This window comes from Novosphingobium anseongense, from assembly GCF_037482895.1.
In the GTDB taxonomy this organism is placed as follows: domain Bacteria; phylum Pseudomonadota; class Alphaproteobacteria; order Sphingomonadales; family Sphingomonadaceae; genus Novosphingobium; species Novosphingobium anseongense.
On record NZ_JBBHJZ010000002.1, the window covers coordinates 158777 to 175413 of the forward strand.

At 67.6% G+C, this 16637-nt stretch carries 15 protein-coding genes, 1 tRNA gene and 1 riboswitch; of the genes, 7 read left to right on the plus strand and 9 right to left on the minus strand.

Annotated features, from left to right (window positions below; translation table 11 throughout):
- Position 1 precedes the first annotated feature (1 nt).
- The gene (locus tag WG901_RS09455) at positions 2-1699 is read left to right on the plus strand and encodes a sensor domain-containing diguanylate cyclase (RefSeq protein WP_339586819.1); all 1698 of its coding nucleotides are present in this window, start codon (positions 2-4) and stop codon (positions 1697-1699) included.
- Here WG901_RS09455 and WG901_RS09460 read toward each other — a convergent pair whose 3' ends face one another.
- Positions 1700-2122 (minus strand): acyl-CoA thioesterase, encoded by a 423-nt coding sequence (locus WG901_RS09460; RefSeq protein WP_339586820.1) that lies wholly within the window; start codon positions 2120-2122, stop codon positions 1700-1702.
- Positions 2119-4203, minus strand: coding sequence for a S9 family peptidase (locus tag WG901_RS09465; protein WP_339586821.1), 2085 nt, complete (start codon positions 4201-4203; stop codon positions 2119-2121). Before WG901_RS09465 ends, WG901_RS09460 begins: the two co-directional genes overlap by 4 nt.
- Positions 4204-4260: 57 nt before the next feature.
- Between WG901_RS09465 and WG901_RS09470 the strand changes: the two genes are divergently transcribed.
- The gene (locus WG901_RS09470; RefSeq protein ID WP_339587695.1) at positions 4261-6075 is read left to right on the plus strand and encodes an aminopeptidase P family protein; all 1815 of its coding nucleotides are present in this window, start codon (positions 4261-4263) and stop codon (positions 6073-6075) included.
- Between the two features lie 9 nt (positions 6076-6084).
- On the plus strand, positions 6085-6453 hold the full coding sequence (locus tag WG901_RS09475) for a VOC family protein (RefSeq protein WP_339586822.1): 369 nt from the start codon (positions 6085-6087) through the stop codon (positions 6451-6453).
- A gap of 14 nt (positions 6454-6467) precedes the next feature.
- On the opposite strand, the gene WG901_RS09480 is transcribed toward WG901_RS09475, so the two are convergent.
- The 4 genes from WG901_RS09480 to WG901_RS09495 form a co-directional block, all read right to left on the minus strand.
- On the minus strand, positions 6468-7871 hold the full coding sequence (locus WG901_RS09480; protein ID WP_339586823.1) for a PAS domain-containing protein: 1404 nt from the start codon (positions 7869-7871) through the stop codon (positions 6468-6470).
- A 126-nt stretch (positions 7872-7997) separates the two neighbouring features.
- On the minus strand, positions 7998-9266 hold the full coding sequence (locus WG901_RS09485; RefSeq protein ID WP_339586824.1) for an MFS transporter: 1269 nt from the start codon (positions 9264-9266) through the stop codon (positions 7998-8000).
- A 53-nt stretch (positions 9267-9319) separates the two neighbouring features.
- On the minus strand, positions 9320-10054 hold the full coding sequence (locus WG901_RS09490; protein WP_339586825.1) for a sterol desaturase family protein: 735 nt from the start codon (positions 10052-10054) through the stop codon (positions 9320-9322).
- A gap of 38 nt (positions 10055-10092) precedes the next feature.
- Complete coding sequence (locus WG901_RS09495; protein ID WP_339586826.1) at positions 10093-11673, minus strand: DEAD/DEAH box helicase; 1581 nt, start codon at positions 11671-11673, stop codon at positions 10093-10095.
- A 289-nt stretch (positions 11674-11962) separates the two neighbouring features.
- Between WG901_RS09495 and WG901_RS09500 the strand changes: the two genes are divergently transcribed.
- Positions 11963-12142 (plus strand): DUF1289 domain-containing protein, encoded by a 180-nt coding sequence (locus WG901_RS09500; protein ID WP_339586827.1) that lies wholly within the window; start codon positions 11963-11965, stop codon positions 12140-12142.
- Here WG901_RS09500 and WG901_RS09505 read toward each other — a convergent pair.
- Positions 12136-12606, minus strand: coding sequence for a pyridoxamine 5'-phosphate oxidase family protein (locus WG901_RS09505; RefSeq protein WP_339586828.1), 471 nt, complete (start codon positions 12604-12606; stop codon positions 12136-12138). The two genes, WG901_RS09500 and WG901_RS09505, sit on opposite strands and share 7 nt — an antisense overlap.
- A 112-nt stretch (positions 12607-12718) precedes the next feature.
- Here WG901_RS09505 and WG901_RS09510 point away from each other — a divergent pair, with 112 nt between their 5' ends.
- Positions 12719-13723: a YihY/virulence factor BrkB family protein gene (locus WG901_RS09510; RefSeq protein ID WP_339586829.1), complete on the plus strand. Its 1005-nt coding sequence runs from the start codon at positions 12719-12721 to the stop codon at positions 13721-13723.
- Here WG901_RS09510 and WG901_RS09515 read toward each other — a convergent pair.
- Both WG901_RS09515 and WG901_RS09520 read right to left on the minus strand, forming a co-directional pair.
- Positions 13720-14253, minus strand: a complete 534-nt coding sequence (locus tag WG901_RS09515; RefSeq protein WP_339586830.1) for an MmcB family DNA repair protein — start codon at positions 14251-14253, stop codon at positions 13720-13722. The two genes, WG901_RS09510 and WG901_RS09515, sit on opposite strands and share 4 nt — an antisense overlap.
- A gap of 56 nt (positions 14254-14309) precedes the next feature.
- On the minus strand, positions 14310-14702 hold the full coding sequence (locus WG901_RS09520; protein WP_339586831.1) for a hypothetical protein: 393 nt from the start codon (positions 14700-14702) through the stop codon (positions 14310-14312).
- Positions 14703-14817: 115 nt separating this feature from the next.
- On the opposite strand from WG901_RS09520, the gene WG901_RS09525 reads away from it, so the two are divergent.
- Positions 14818-16089 (plus strand): MFS transporter, encoded by a 1272-nt coding sequence (locus WG901_RS09525; protein WP_339586832.1) that lies wholly within the window; start codon positions 14818-14820, stop codon positions 16087-16089.
- A gap of 61 nt (positions 16090-16150) precedes the next feature.
- Positions 16151-16227: transfer RNA gene (locus tag WG901_RS09530), tRNA-Arg, on the plus strand.
- Between the two features lie 111 nt (positions 16228-16338).
- Positions 16339-16595: riboswitch (cobalamin riboswitch) on the plus strand.
- The last annotated feature ends 42 nt before the right edge of the window (positions 16596-16637 follow it).

Below are 16637 nucleotides of genomic sequence, written 5' to 3' on the forward strand. Positions count from 1 at the left end.
TATGGAATGGGGGCCCATACGTCTGTTGGTGGTGTGGCTCGTCGCGGCCTTTGGCCTTGCGGCGACACAGCCGGCATTTGCCGCTGAGCCATCCGCACGGCCCACCTGTCACGCCACGGGGAATGCAGCCGAGGACTATGCCGCGATCGCTCGCGATCCGCGCCGCTGGAACTGCACGACCTCGGACTGGTCGGTCGCATCGGCCAAGAGCTTCCTCCGCTTCGATCTGCACCCGGACACCGAAACGCCGACCGCCTTCTCCACCCGGCTGACGCGGTTCGCGTCGATACGCGTTCTCGTGATCGGCCAGGATGGCACCATGGCCACGCGCCGCGTCACCGAGCACGAGGTGACGCCGGTCACTGACGACTGGATGATGTCGATCGACCTACCGCGGATCGCCGGCCCGATCGCAACGGTCGTCGTCGAGATCGAGGGCGCGCGTCACACGGGCATGATCTCCTTCGCCGAGCTGACCGGCGCCTCGGATCGCCGCTCGCTGTCGCACGAACTGCTGATCGCGGGGCTCTGCGGGATGCTCTGCATGCCGCTGCTATTCAACTTCGCCTTCTTCCGCGTGCTGCGCGAACGCTTCCTATTGTGGCACGTCCTCGCGACCGCCTGCATGCTGGTCCACACCCTGGTGACCTCGGGGCTGATCAACCGTTTCCTCACGCTCGACATCGTTCAGCTCAGCCTCGCGTCGGCCTTCTCGGTCGCAGGCGGGATCGCCGCCGCCTCGGCCTTTTCCGCAGACCTCATCGAACCGGGCAAGCTCGATCCGATCCAGCGCCGGCTGCTGCGTTGCGTCGGCCTCTGGATGCTGCCGGTGACCTTGATCTACCTCTTCGTCGACGGTGGCCTTCGTCCCTATGTCGCGCCGTTCTATCTGGGCTCGTTGCTGCCGCCGATGGGGCTCTTCGTCTGGGTCATGGTTGTCGCCTGGCGGCGCGGCAGCCGCGCGGTCTATTATCAGGCGGCAGCCTGGACCCCGGTGATGGTGACCGCGTCGATCCGCATCGGCTCGGCGCTCGGCCTGACCGACGGACCGATCGAGATGCTCGTCGCGCAGCATTATGCGTTGGGGCTCGAAGTGGTCATCACCTCGCTCGGCGTGTTCGACCGCCTGCTCGCGATCCGGCGCGAGCGCGACCTCGCCGTGGCCGAAATCCGCATCATCGAGGAACAGTCGGAGCGCGATCCGCTGACCGGGCTGCTCAACCGCCGCGGCCTCGAAAACCGCTTCGAGACGCTGCGCGCCGAGGGCTATCGCGCCATGGCCGTGCTCGATCTCGACAAGTTCAAGTCGGTCAACGACACCTATGGCCATATCACCGGCGACGCCGTGCTGTGCGCCGCGGCCGAAGCGCTCGAGCCCGATCTCGATACCCGCGCGATCCGTCTCGGTGGCGAGGAATTCCTGCTTCTGCTGCGCGGCGACGACGTGGTGAACCGCGCCGAGCGCCGCCGCCAAGCCATTGCCACGCGCATCGCCGCACGCGTGCCGGGGCTCGACCGCATGGTCACCGCCTCGATGGGCTTGGTCGAGATGCCCGACGATGGCGGGATGCGCGCCGAGTTCGGCGTGCTCTACGGCCATTGCGACCGCCTGCTCTACGAAGCCAAGGATGCCGGCCGCAACCGCACGATGCGCGAAAAGATGCAGAGTTTCGGCGGCCTCAGGCCCCGCGCCGCCTGATCAATCAGGCATGAACGGCGCCGCCACTTCGGGCGGCACGCGCATCAGGCGTCCGGTCTTGAGATCGATCATCGCCCAGGTCGACCGCGCCGAGACGATCACCTTGCCGGCCTTGCCGGCCTGGCCGTCCTCGCCAATCCTACGGAAATCGATCCGCCGGTCGAACTTCGCGCCGCTCGGCGGATCGGGGATGAAGGTCTCGGCCTCGACACTCTCGCCGACCGTGATGTTGCCGCGATAGTCGATCTCGTGCCGGGTCACGACCCAGGCATAGGACGCGACGTGCTCGGGCGCGGCGTCGGCCTCCCAATGCGCAGTCGCGAGCGCTTCCATCCACTGCACCCAGACCGCGTTGTTGACGTGGCCCATCACGTCGATGTGCTCGGGCAGCGCGGTGAGCGTGATGGTGTGACGGTTGCTCAAGCCTTCACTCCGAGCTGCCAGAGGATGAAGGCGAACTCCTCGGCGGTTTCGCGCAGGGACTCGAACCGGCCCGACTTGCCGCCGTGGCCCGCGCCCATGTTGGTCTTGAGCAGCAGCTCGTTGGCGTCGGTCTTGAGCTCGCGCAGCTTCGCGACCCACTTGGCCGGCTCCCAATAGGTCACGCGCGGATCGTTGAGCCCGGCGGTGACGAGCAGCGGCGGATAGGCCTGGGCCGAAACCTGATCGTAAGGGCTGTAGCTGCGGATCAGCTCGAAGGCGGCCTGGTCCTCGATCGGATTGCCCCATTCGGGCCATTCGCCCGGGGTCAGCGGCAGGGTCTCGTCGAGCATCGTCGCGAGCACGTCGACGAAAGGGACGTGCGCGGCGACGGCGCCGAACAGGTGTGGGTCCGAATTGATCACCGCGCCCATCAGCTCGCCGCCGGCCGAGCCGCCCGAGATGGCGATCTTGCCCGCCTCTGTGTGACCGCGCGCGATCAGATCGCGGGCGACGTCGACGAAGTCGTTGAAGGTGTTGGTCCGGCGGTCGAGCTTGCCCGCCTTGTACCAGGCGCGGCCGAGATCGTCGCCGCCACGGATATGCGCGATCGCGTAAGCGAAGCCGCGGTCGACCAGGCTCAGCCGCGCGGTCGAGAAGCCCGGGTCGATCGATATGCCATAGGCGCCGTAGCCGTAGAGGTAGAGCGGGCCGCCCGCAGGCCGGTCGCGCCGCATGACCACGCTGACCGGGATCGCGGTGCTGCCGCGCGCGGTGATCTCGAGCCGCTCGGTGCGGTAGAGCGACGCGTCGTAGCCCGAGGGGATTTCCTGGACCTTGAGCGTCTCGAGGCGCCGGTCGGCCAGGTGGTAGTCATAGACCGTCGCCGGGCTGACCATCGATTCGTAGGACAGCCGCAGGCGGTCCACCGCCCATTCGGGATTGTCGGCCAGGCCCGCCGAATAGCTCGCTTCGGGGAACACGATCGGCTGAACATACGCAGGATCGTCGTAATGCCGCAGCTCGATCTGATCGAGCCCGGCCCCGGCGCCCAGTGTTTTGCGGCCTTCGATCACGTAGAAGTCGGCGAAGAGGTCGAAGCCGGTCAGGTAGAACGCGTCCGAACCCTCGATCACCGTGCTCCATTCTCCGGGCGCGGCGAGCGGCGCCGTGGCCAGGCGGAAGTTCTCGTGGGTGTCGTTGGCGTGGACGTAGAGCACGTCGTCGCGCTCATCGACATCGTATTCGACGCCCTTCTCGCGCGGCCTGACCAGGATCGGCGCGGCCAGCGGATCATGCGCCGGGATCAGCCGCACTTCGCTGGTCTCGTGGTCCGAGGCCGAGACGATCAGCCACTTCTCGTTGGCCGAGAGCGACGACCCGACGCGGAACCCCTCGTCGTCCTCGTGATAGAGCTCGACGTCGCTGTCGAGCGGCTGGCCCAGCCAGTGCAGCCGGGCGTTGTCGGTGCGCCAGTTCTCGTTGGCGAGCGAATAGACGAGGCCCTTGTCGTTCGCGACCCAGACCAGCGCCGAGAGCGTGCCCGGAATCTCGTCGGGCAGCAGTTCGCCGGTCGTCAGGTCCTTGATCCGCGCGGTGAAGCGCTCGGAGCCGTTGTCGTCGATCGCATAGGCGAGCAGCTTGCCGTCGGCGCTGACCGACAGCGCGCCCAGCCGGAAGTATCTCTTGCCCTCGGCCAGCGCGACCTCGTCGAGGATCAGCTGGTCCGCGCCGCCAGCGACCGGCTTGCGCCACCACTTCTTGTATTCGGCGCCGTCCTCGAACTCGATCCAGTAGAGGTAGTCGCCGTCCTTCTGCGGTACCGACTTGTCGGCTTCCTTGATCCGCGCGCGCATCTCCTTGAACAGCGTGTCGACGAGCGGCTTGTGCGGCTCCATTCGCGCCTCGAACCAGGCGTTCTCGGCCTCGAGGTGTGCGAGCACGTCCTTGTCGGTCACCGTCGGATAGCCGGGGTCCCGCAACCAGGCGTAATCGTCGCTGACGGTCAGGCCGTGGTGGGTGAAGCTGTGCGGCTTTTTCGCGGCGACAGGGGGCTGGACGGGAGTCTGGGTGGAATTGGCCATCGCCTGCATCTATGTTTGCACGATGACGCTATCAAGCCGGACATCTTCCCCATGCTGATGAATACCCATGAACAGCGCCTCGACGCGCTGCGCCGCGAGCTCAAGGTGCGCGGACTCGACGGCTTCGTCGTGCCGATCTCCGACGAGCACATGAGCGAATATGTCGGCGGCTATGCCCAGCGGCTCGCCTGGCTGACCGGCTTCGGCGGTTCGGCCGGCACGGCCGTGGTCCTGACCGACGCCGCGCTGACGCCGGCGGCGGCGATGTTCGTCGACGGACGCTATACCCTGCAGGTGCGCGACCAGGTCGACGGCCGCTTCTATGCTTACGAGAACGTACCTGCGACCAGCATCGCCAAGTGGCTCGGCGAGCACGTGCCCGCCGGCGCGAAGATCGCCTACGATCCCTGGCTGCACGGCAAGGGCTGGGTCCAGGCCGCAAGCCGGGCCCTGACCGAGAAGGGCGCCGAGCTGGTTCCCGTCGAGACCAACCCGATCGATGCGATCTGGCAGGACCGCCCCGCTCCCTCGAGCGCGCCCGCACTCGTCCACGAGGAGCGTTACGCCGGCCAGGCGAGCGAGGCCAAGCGCGCCCAGGTTTCCGAATGGCTGGCCGAGAACGGCCTCGACGCGGCGGTTATCTCGGCGCTCGATTCGATCGCCTGGCTGCTCAACGTGCGCGGGAGCGACGTCGAGCGCACGCCGGTGACGCTGTCCTACGTGATCGCGCGCGCCAACGGCACCGCCGACCTGTTCATCGAAGAGGCCAAGGTCACTCCCGAGCTGCGCCAGCATCTCGGCAACGCGGTGCGTCTGGCACCACGATCGGGCTTCCTGCCGGCTCTGGCACAACTTGCGGGCCAGCGCGTATCGGTCGATCCCGACAATGCCGTGCAGGCGATCTTCGGCGCGCTCGAAGCCGCCGGGGCCGAGATCGTCGAGCACCGCGACCCGACGGTGCTGCCCAAGGCGCGCAAGAACGCGGCCGAACAGTCCGGCCACCGCGCCGCCCAGGCACGCGACGGTGCGGCCGAGACACGCTTCCTCCACTGGCTTTCCGTCGAGGGCCCCAGGGGTGGGGTCGACGAGATCACCGCGGCCGAACGCCTCCACCAGTTCCGCCGCGACACCGGCGACCTGCGCGACCTGTCGTTCGACACGATCTCGGGCGCCGGCCCCAACGGCGCGATCGTCCACTATCGCGTCAGCCCGGAAACCAATCGCCCGCTCGAACCGGGCAGCGTCTTCCTCGTCGATTCGGGCGGTCAGTACCCCGACGGCACGACCGACATCACGCGCACCGTCTGGGTCGGACCGGGAGAGGCACCGGCCGAGGTCAAGGACCGCTTCACCCGCGTGCTCAAGGGCATGATCGCGCTCGCCCGCGCGGTCTTCCCCAAGGGCACGCGCGGCAGCCAGCTCGACAGTCTGGCACGCCAATTCCTCTGGCAGGTCGGGCTCGACTACCAGCACGGCACGGGCCACGGCGTCGGCTCGTTCCTCTCGGTCCACGAAGGTCCGCAGCGCATCGCCAAAGGCGCGGGCGGCCAGGCCGGCACCGAGCAGGAGCTGCTGGCCGGCATGATCCTCTCGGACGAACCCGGCTACTACAAGACCGGCGAATACGGCATCCGCATCGAGAACCTGATCCTCGTCGAGGAACGCGAGATCGCGGGGGCCGAAGGCGAGTTCCTCGGCTTCGAGACCTTGACCCTGGTGCCGATCGAACGCGCGCTGGTCGACCGCAATCTCCTCTCGGGCGATGAAGTGGCCTGGTGGAACGCCTATCACGCACGCGTGCTTGAAGTCGTCGGGCCGCTGGTCGATGGTGAAGCCAAAGGCTGGCTCGAGGAACAGTGTCGGCCGCTCTAGGAGGGGCTCATGATCATTCACATCTGCTTCGGCACGCGCGATCTCGCCAAGGCCGGAACGTTCTACGACGCGATCGCCGAAGCGCTCGGTGCCGCGCGCAGCCATGCCACCGATACGGCGATCTACTGGTCGAAGCCCGGCACGGGCATCGGCTTCGCGGCGACTCTGCCGTTCAATGGCGAGCCGGCGACCTGGGGCAATGGCGTGATGGCGACGCTGGGGGCCGAGAACCAGGCAATGGTCGATCGCGTCCATGCGGCCGCGCTCGCCCATGGCGGCACCGACGAAGGGGCGCCGGGACCGCGCGCCAACGGCATGTATTGCGCCTATTGGCGCGATCCCGACGGCAACAAGATGAACGCTGTCGCCTTGGGATAAGAGGGTCTGGAGGCTTAGACGACCAGCTGCTTCGCAGCGCGTTCGAGCAGCGATACGTCGTCGCCGACTTCGCCCAGCAGGACCACTTCGCCGCTGTCGAGGCGGCGCGCGACGAGCAGGGTGAATTCGCTGCCTTCGGCCGAGACTTCGGCGAGCGGCTGGTGCGCGAGCTTGCGCAGCTGGCGCTGGAGCGCCTTACGCGGTGTCTCACGCGGGGTGACAAGCTTGCCGGCCTCTTCGCGGCGCAGGCGGCGTTCGCCGGCGACCACGCCTTTGAGCCCACCGGGAGCTGCGGCGAGATGCGCGGCGAGCGTGCCACGTGCGAGGTCGAGACGCTGCGCATAGCCGAGCGCCGAAGCGTATTCGGCAAGGCGCGTCTTGTCGTAGTCGGCGCCGAAGACGAGCTTGACCACCGGCGTCAACGGCGCACGCTCCTGCGCCTTGAGACCGGCGTCCTCGAGCATGTCCTGAAGCTGTTCGGGCTCTGCCGCGGCGGCGAGCGCGAAATCGTAGGCGCGGCCGATCGCCGCGTAGAGCGCCTGGTGCGACCGGTCCTCGCTGACGCGAGCACGCTCGGCGAGTTCGCGCGCCGAGGCCAGCCAATCGGCCAGTTCCATCTCGTCCGCGTCGGGCTCGGCTGCGGTCAGACCCGGCAGCGGTACGTCTTCGACCGCGGCATAAGGCAGGCTGCCGAAGCTCGGTTCGGGCCAGTCGACGAGCGGATCGGTGGGATCGAGCGGAGTGACGAGATCGAGCACGCCCGTATCGTCAGCCGGCCCGTCGGCCCAAGCGGTCAACGGCGAGGCCGACAGTGCGATCTCGGGCACGGTGTCGAGCGCCTGATCGATTTCGAGCAGGAGCTCGTCGGTGGTCTTCTGGTCGGCGAGTTCCTTCCAGTTGATCACGCCATAGATGTAATCGATCGTCTCTTCGCTCTCGGCGAAGGGCAGCAGAATGCCGCGATAGAGAATCGTCGCGCCGCGCTGGTTGACGAACTCCGCCTCGAAACCGATCGGCGCCTGATTGGCCAGAATCTGCATGTAGTGGTCGGTGATTCGCGACAGCAGCGAGCGACGCGGAACATCGGCCAGATGCGCGATCGGGCCCTCTGCCCCGCATTCTTCGGCGAGCTTGGTGCCCAGGAAGCGGATGCCGGGATTCTCGATGCCGTCGGTGAAATCGAGCAGCACGCTGAAAGGACCGAAGTCGGGAAGATTGTCCGGATCGAGCTGGTCGACCGAGGGGAAGGTGCGGTCGTCGAGCATGCCCGCCCAGAAATTATAGGCGCGCACCTGCATGCGGCGCTCGTCCTGACCGATGATGGCCGGCGGCAGATCGCGACCGGTGTCGTCATCGCCAGAATCGTAACCGTCGCCGTACGGCTGCCCGCCATCCAAACGACCGCGCAAAGTATCCATCTGGCTTTCCCTACTGCCCCAGTGGGTCGAGTAGTGGCGCAACATGGTAAATTACCGGTTAAGTCGCGCCGGAACTTTTGCGCTATTTTGCTCGGAAGCGGCACCGGCCCACGCCCGCCAGAAACTCTAACCGATCCGTCCCTCGTGGGGCTTGGGCATCGGCGCGAACAGGCGCATCAGCACCAGCGTCACGAGCAGGAAGGCAGAGGCGGCGTGGAGCGCGAAGGGCAGGTCCTCGATGTCGGCGAGCGCACCCCAGACCCACGAGCCCAGCGCCATGCCGCCGAAGGTGATCGCCTGGTAGATCGACAGGCAGCGCCCGATGATCTCCTCGGGTGAGCGCATCTGCATGGCGACGTTGATCGTCGTCAGCGAGGCGACCCAGGCCGCGCCCGCGAGGAAGGTGGCGGGCAGCGCCTCGGTCAGCGAATGCGCCGCGCCGAGCAAAGACTGTGCGGCGATGAAGGCCACGGTGGCGATCGTCAGCACGCTCTCTGTCCCCCAGCGCTGGCGCGCCTTGCCGATGACCAGCGCCGCCAGGATCGAACCGATGCCGAACAGGCCGAGCATCAGGCCGAAATCGATCTCGCTGCCATGCAGTCGATCGCGCACCACGGCGGGCACGAGCGCCTGGTAGCCGGCGCTGCCGAAGCCGATGACCAGGCCGCGCAGCAGGATGCGGCGGATCGGTCGCGAATGGGCGCAGAAGCGCAGACCTATCGCGATCGCCGGCAGCATCGGCTTGCGTTCGGGCACGGCGCCCGCGGGCCGCCAGCGTAGCAGGACCTGGATCATGACCATCACGCAGATCGCATTGGCGAGGAAGGCCGCCGAGCTGTTCCACAGCGAGATCAGCACGCCGCCGAGCGCGGGTCCGACGCTGCGTGCGAGGTTGAAAGCGATGGTGTTGAGCGAGATCGCCTGCGGCAGATCGCGCGTGCCCACCTGCTGGCGCACCGAGGCCTGCCAGGCCGGCGAATTGAGCGCGGTGCCCGTGCCGACCGCGAGGGTCAGCGCCAGCAGCAAGGCCGGCGTCATCAGTCCCGCCCAGGTCAGAACGGCCAGCAGCACGGCCGCGACGAACATACCGACCTGCGCTGCGAGCATGACGCGCCGCCGCTCGAAATTGTCGGCGATCGCGCCGGCGAAGATGCCGAGCAGCATGATCGGGATCGTTGTCGAGACCTGCACCGTCGCGATGAGAATGTGCGACTTGGTGAGCGTGGTCATCAGCCACGCCGCGCCGACCGACTGGATCGTCGAGCCCAAGGCCGACGAGAGGTTGGCGAACCAGATCATGCGAAACGACTGCGAGCGGAATGGCGCCAGCGTGCCCCCGGGCTGCATCAGCCGGTCGCGCAAGGTCGCTGGAACAGGCGGTTCGAAATCGGCCACCCATCGCGGTTAGGCGGCGCACCCCCCAGCCGCAACCCTCGTCCTTATGAATTTCAGTCCGCTGCCAGGCCTTTGTCGGTGCCGCACCAATGGTCCCAGTGGCGGAAGTAGAGACCATAGTTGCAGCGGTATTCGTCGTGGTGGCGCTGGTGGTGCGTGGCGGTGATCAGCCAATGGCCGAGGCGCGAATGGACGAGCCGGCGCGGAAACATCTCCCAACCCATGTGGTTGGTGACGCCCATCACGGTCATCGTCAGCAGCACCAGGCCCAGCACGCCGACATGGATCGGCACGAGGAAAACCAGCGCGGGGATCACGATAGCACCGGTCAGCGCCTCGATCGGATGGAAGCTCATCGCCGCCCAGGCCGTCGGCGGGCGACTGGCGTGGTGGACCGCGTGCGCCAGGCGGAACGGCCCGGGCCGGTGCATCCAGCGATGGGTCCAGTAGAACCAAGTGTCGTGGAGCAGCAGGTAGACGAGGAAAGAGGCGGGCAGCCACCACAGCGGCCACGCGCCGGGATCGGTGTAGATCCGCGTCCAGCCCCGCGCCTGCCAGCCCCAGGCGACGACGCCGGCGGGCAGGCCGTAGATCGCCGCAGAGGCCAGCGACCAGGCCACCTCGCGCCGCATCTGCGGGCCGAGCCCAGCGTAGATGCCGGGCCGCAGCCGCTGGCTAAGCCATGCGAAGAGCCCGCTCGTCGCCAGATAGCGCACCGCGACGATCGCCGTCATGGCGAGTGCGGAATAGAGCATCGCGGCGAGGGGCGCTGGACCGGCGTCGATCATGACGCGCTTATGCCCTGCCCCTCGCCGCGATCATAGTGTTAGCCGGCAGCGCGGCCACCACCGCCACCACGACGGCGGAAGTTGCGCTGGCCGCCCTCGCCCTCAGGCCGTGCGGGACGACGCTCGCCCTCGGGACGCGCGGGACGGCGATCACCCTCGGGACGCGCCGGACGGCGTTCGCCCTCGGGGCGCGGCTGACGGCTGTCGACGCTGCCACGGGCATCGTTGCCCAGCGGGTTGAACACCGGACCACGCTCGGGGCGCGCCTGGCGCTCGTTGCGGGCGTGCTGGTCGCGCGACTGGCCGTCGCGCGCCTGGCCGCCACGGCTGACGTTGTTGTTGCGTCCCTGGCCACCGCGGCCACGGCCCTGACCGGCACCACCACGACCGCGCGCATCGCGCTCGTCGCGGCGGGCGTCGCGGGCCTGCTCTTCGGGCTTGCGCGAAGGCGCGGGCAGCTTGGCAGCCTCGGCGAGGAAGCTCTCGGGCAGCGGCAGCGAGGCCAGCGTGACGCGCGTCAGGCGCTCGATGTCGCGCAGGTAGGGCTTTTCGTCGGGCGCGACGAAGCTGATCGAAACGCCGTCGGCGCCGGCGCGCGCGGTACGACCGATGCGGTGGACGTACTGTTCGGCGACGTTGGGCAGTTCGAAGTTGAACACGTGGCTGACGCCGGTGACGTCGATGCCGCGCGCGGCGATGTCGGTTGCGACCAGGACCGGGCAGTCACCCTTGCGGAAGGCGCCGAGCGCGGCGGTGCGCTGCGCCTGGCTCTTGTTGCCGTGGATCGCCGCGGCGGTGACGCCGGCAGCGTGGAGGTGGCGCACGACGCGATCGGCACCGTGCTTGGTGCGGGTGAACACCAGCGCGCGGTCGATTTCCTGCGAGGCCAGGCCCTTGCGCAGCGAGATCGTCAGCAGCGCCTGCTTTTCGGCCTGATTGATGTGGATCGCATACTGCTCGACGCGCTCGGCCGTGGTCGACTGCGGCGCGACTTCGACGCGGACCGGGTTGTTGATGAACTGCTTGCCCAGATCGGCGATCGCCTTGGGCATCGTCGCCGAGAAGAACAGGCTCTGACGCTCCTTGGGGAGCATGTTGGCGACGCGCTTGAGCGGCACGATGAAGCCGAGGTCCATCATCTGGTCGGCTTCGTCGAGCACGAAGATCTCGACGTTGCGCAGGGTCAGCGCGCGCTGGTCGATCAGGTCGAGCAGGCGGCCCGGCGTGGCGACAAGCACGTCGACACCGCCGACGAGCGCGCGCGACTGCTTGCCGATCGGCACGCCGCCGAACACGCACTGGATCGTCAGGTCGAGATACTTGGCATAGCCGCGCATGTTCTCGGCGATCTGGGCGGCGAGCTCACGCGTCGGCGAGAGCACGAGCATGCGGCACGAGGCGTTCTTGCGCGGCTGCGGATTGGCGGCCAGGCGGTGGAGCGACGGCAGCGAGAAGGCTGCGGTCTTGCCGGTACCGGTCTGGGCGATGCCGAGGATGTCGCGACCCTCGAGCAGCGCGGGAATCGCCTGCTGCTGGATCGGCGTGGGATCGGAATAGCCCTTGGTGCCAAGCGCACGGAGAATGGGCTCGGCCAGACCAAGGTCGGTAAAATAGGACATGAAAATCTTTCAAATTGCGCGTGCGCGCCGGGCTATGGCCGCGGCGCGAAGCAAGGGTTCGTTCACTTGCGACCCTGCGTGACGAAGGAAGCGTCTAGCAATACGTACAACCGCTAAGCCGGGCGGTCCTGCGTGGAAACGCGGACCTCACGCTGCGCCGGATTGCGGCGAGAAAAGGCTCGCGCGCCGGTTGCTGACCGCCCATTTAGTTTGCGTTGCAGCAAAACGCAAGAAAATTACGCGGAGTAGTTCACCACTGGCGAGGTTTGTGGTGCTAGGGGTTGCGGCGATGCATGCTGGCCAGCCCCGCTCCCCCTGCACCGGCGTCTGCCGTATCGACCAGGCGACGGGCTGGTGCGCGGGCTGCCTGCGCACGCTCGACGAGATCGCCGACTGGGCCATGCTCGCGGTGCCCGAAAAGCGGGCACTGCTGCGCCGGCTCGCGGACCGGCAACGCGAAGCTCAGTAGAACCCGTCGAGCTTGGCGTGGTCCCAGCTCACGGTACGGAACGGCGTGCAGCGCAGGACCACGCGCTTGGCCAGCGAGGCGCGGACCTGCGCGCTCATGCCCGCGCTGAGGCTTTCCGCCATCGCCGCATCGGCGCGTAGATTGCGCATCAGGTTCGCAATGGCATCGGGATCGGTGACCAGCTCGACATCGCAATGGAGCACGACCGCCTTGAGTTCGGCATAGGCCTCGCCGCTTTCGACCAGCAGGGTTGCGCGCGGATCGCGTTCGAGGTTCTTGACCTTCTGGCTCTTGCGGAAGCTGGTGATCAGCACCCGCCCCTCATCGTCGAGCCCGTAGTTCATCGGGAGCGGATGCGGCATGCCATCGGGCCCGATGGTGACGAGCACGATCCGGCGCTGACCCGACAGGTAGCTGCGTACCTCCTCGGGCGTCATGCGGATCAGGTCGCGGCGTGACGGCATGGCTGGTCTCCCCACCCCACCTTAGCGGCCGGAATGTCGCACGACAGCAGGAACTTGCGGAACCCTGACCCACCCCCTCCCGTTGTGAAATCCTGACATAGGAGCGCGCAACTTGACCAGCATCGCGAAACCCCGGGCCCACGGCCGCGATGCCACTTCGCCGTGGCAGATGCCGCTGTCCGCCTGGAAAGACGTGCTCGTGCGTACCTGGAAGGAGGCCGATGCCGACAACGTCGGGCTGATCGCCGCCGGCGTCTCGTTCTACGGCTTCCTCGCGCTGGTGCCGCTACTCGGCGCAATCGTGCTGACCTACGGTCTGCTCGCCGATCCCAGCACCGTGCTCGACGACATGACCGCGATGATGACGGTGATCCCGGCGGAGGTCGCCAAGGTGGTGGCGGCGCAATTGCTCGAAGTGGTGCACACGTCCGAAGGCAAGAAGGGCCTCGGCGTGGCGATCGCCCTGGCCATCGCGCTCTACGGCGCGCGCAACGGCGCTGCCGCGATCGTGACCGCGCTCAACATCGCCTATGAGGAGCAGGAGAAGCGCGGCTTCATCAGGGTTAACCTGCTGGCCCTGGCGATCACCGCCTGCGCGGTGGTCGGCGCCGTCGTCGCGATGCTGTCGATCGCGGTGTTCGCCTATGTCGAGGCCTTCATTCCCGCATCGCTGTCGGTCGTCCTCTCGAAGGTCGCGGCACACCTGTTCCTGGCGATGCTGGCCGCAGCCGTGGCGGCGACGCTCTACCGCTTCGGCCCCTCGCGCCACCGCGCGCGCTGGACCTGGCTGACCCCGGGATCGGCGCTGTTTGCGGTGGCCTTCGTGCTGTTGACCCTGGGCTTCGGACTCTACGTCGGCAAGTTCGGCAACTACAACGCGACCTACGGCTCGCTCGCCGCCGTGGTGATCCTGCTGACCTACCTCTACCTGTCGAGCTATATCCTGATCTTCGGCGCCGAGCTCAATTCGGAGCTCGAGCACCAGACCGCGCGCGACACGACGCGTGGCCCCGAACGGCCGCTCGGCGAACGCGGCGCCTGGGTCGCCGACCACGTCGCCAAGGGCACCGACACCGGCATCGGCAATCCCGAGGCCGGGCGCGACATGGACGCCTAGCCCTCGACGCCCCATTGAACCGTGTGCGGATCGGCGCCGGTGACGAGCCGCCGCAGCGAGGCGCGCGCGAGCCGCTCGGTCTCGACCTTGCGGCGCGCAGCGGCCAGCGGCACGAGCGCGGCGGGGCGCAGGATCTCGGCGTCGTAGCCGTCGGCGACGATCACGCCGCAGCGCTCGGGCAGGAACGAGGGCGTGTCGAGCGGTCCACGATCGAGTTCGGGCGGCAGGCCCCAGTAGTAGCGATCGCAATAGTCGAGATAGTCGGGCCACTTGCCGTCGCCGAGCAGGTCGGCGCGGCTGACCTTGATCTCGACGATGATGATCCGGCCCTTGGCGTCTATGCCCATAAGGTCGGCGCGGCGACCGCAGCGCAGCGGCATCTCGGCGAGGCACCAGGTGTCGTTGCGCGCGAAAAGGCGGCAGATCCCCCGCGCGACGGCCATGGCACGGCGTTCCTCGCTACCTACCGGGTTGGCCTCAGCAGCAATGCGGTCGAGCGAAAGGGCGAGCGGGGAATCGGATTCGGCCATGCCCGTTCATAGGAACATATGGCGAACTTGGGAAGGGCCGGGATTTGCCCGGCGAGTCAGTCGTACGGAAGCGAGAGCGTCAGCAGCGCGTCGCGGGCCGCGACGAATTCGAGCCACAGCGCATGCGCGGGTGCGACCGCATCGCCGCGCGCAGCCTGGACCGCGATGAGGGCCGAGAGCCCGGGCTCCATGATGGCGGCAAGATCCTCGATGCCCTGAACCGCGAGTTCGCGGCGCCAGTGCGGCGCCTGGCCGATGGCCGCGGCAAAACCGGTCAGCGCTGCGGTCGGCGCTTCCGGCGCCAGTCCGGCGAGGGCCGCCACGATCGCCGCCGCGTCGTGCAGCGCTATCCATTTCCGGACGGCAACGTCAGGAAGGTCGCCAGGCAGCGGCAGCGCAAGCGAACCGAGCGGCGTGGCCGAATCGAAGTTGATCGGAGTCGCGTCCATGGCTGTTCGACCTAGCCATTCTTGCTTGCCAAATCGCTAAAAGCCCCTGCCTTGCTCTTGCGCGCGCTGCCAAAGCACGGTCAATTGGCCGCGAAAATACGAATTGGAGAGAGTGATGGCGATCGACGGCGGGCGGCCGGGCTTCGGTGAGCTGCGGCAGAACTGGCGGATCCTGCCGCCCTGCATGATCGGCATCATGCTCTGCTCGACCCACGGCTATTCGCTGGGGGTGATGATCCCGGTGCTCGAACGCGAGATGGGCTGGTCGCGCGCACAGACCTCGATGGGGCTGATGATCATCTCGACGATCGCGCTGGTCGCGGCGCCGCTGGTCGGCCTCGCGATCGACAAGGTCGGTCCGCGCCGCATCGCGCTCGCAGGCATTCTCGTCTTCGCCTTCGGCCTGGCCTCGCTGTCGCAGGCGACCAGCATCGAATCTTGGTGGCTGCTGTGGATCCTGCTCGGCGCGGGCAACATGCTGATCCTGCCGACGGTCTGGACCAAGGCGATCAACGGCTATTTCGACCGGAACCGCGGAATCGCGCTCGCCATCGCGCTGTGCGGCACGGGCGTGGCCGCCGCTTTCGTGCCGACACTGACCAATTGGCTGGTCGAACACTATGGTTGGCGCCAGGCCTATGTCGGCCTCGGCGTGATCGGCGCGGCGCTCACCTTCCCCGTGACCTGGCTGCTGTTCCGCATGCCCGCCGAGGGCGGCAAGGCCGGCGCCGCAGCCGAAACCCCGCGCCAGGTTCAGGGCGTCTCGGCGCGCGAAGGCTTCACCCAGCCGCGGTTCCTCAAGCTCGCCGGCGCGACCTTGCTGTTCTCGGTGACGATCTGCGCGCTGACCACCAACCTCGTCCCCGTGCTGATCGCCCGCGATCTGACCCCCGCCGGCGCCGCGGGCATCGCCGGATTGCTCGGCCTGGGCTCGATCACCGGGCGGATCGTCGGCGGCTTTCTGCTCGACCGGTTCGACGCCGCCAAGGTCGCCGCCGCGAGCGTCGCCATGCCGGTGGTCACCGTGCTGCTGCTGCTCGCCTTCCCCGGCCCCGGCGTCGCCGCGATCGCCTGCCTGATCCTCGGCCTCGCGGTCGGCACCGAGGTCGACTGCTGCGCCTATCTCGCGGCACGGCATTTCGGGCTCCGTGCCTTCGGCGCGCTGTTCGGTACGATGAACGGGCTGATGCTGTTCGGCAACGGCATCGCCCCGGTGCTGGCCAACCACATCTACGACGTGACCAAGAGCTACGACATCGTACTCTGGGCTCAGATTCCCGCCTGTCTGGGCACGATGCTGCTGTTCCTGATGCTGGGCCCCTACCCCGATCTCGATGCCGAGGACGCGCCCCACGACGCCCCACTCGCCGATCCCGCGACAGCCTGATCGGAATAGACGACATTGCGCTTGGCAATGTGCGCCGCCCTCTGCTAGTCGCACGCGGCCCGCACCCGTAGCTCAGCTGGATAGAGCGCTGCCCTCCGAAGGCAGAGGCCACAGGTTCGAATCCTGTCGGGTGCACCATATATCCGCAGATTCGGCTTTCCGCAGCGACATCGTCAGTGCGCTCGTCGGGCGCTTGTGATTTGCCCATCTCCATTGTATCAGCCGCGCCGTTCGCGATCCCAAAGATTGCGGACGCATGATCGCGCCGGTGCCTCGCAAGAGGCTTAAAACGGGAACGCGGTGAGGAAGGCCGGAGCGATCCTGCGTTTCCGAATCCGAGGCTGTCCCTGCAACTGTAAGCGGCGAGCGCGATGCACATGTGCGGACGGGTAGGATCCCGAGCCGCCAACCACTGGGCCGGACGCTAAATCATGCGAGGCCTGGGAAGGTCGTGCATCAAGCTATGACCCGCGAGCCAGGAGACCTGCCGGCGTCTGGTCGCTCTTGCCTTGGTCCAGGGGATGGCCGCGGCACGGTGTACTCCGTCT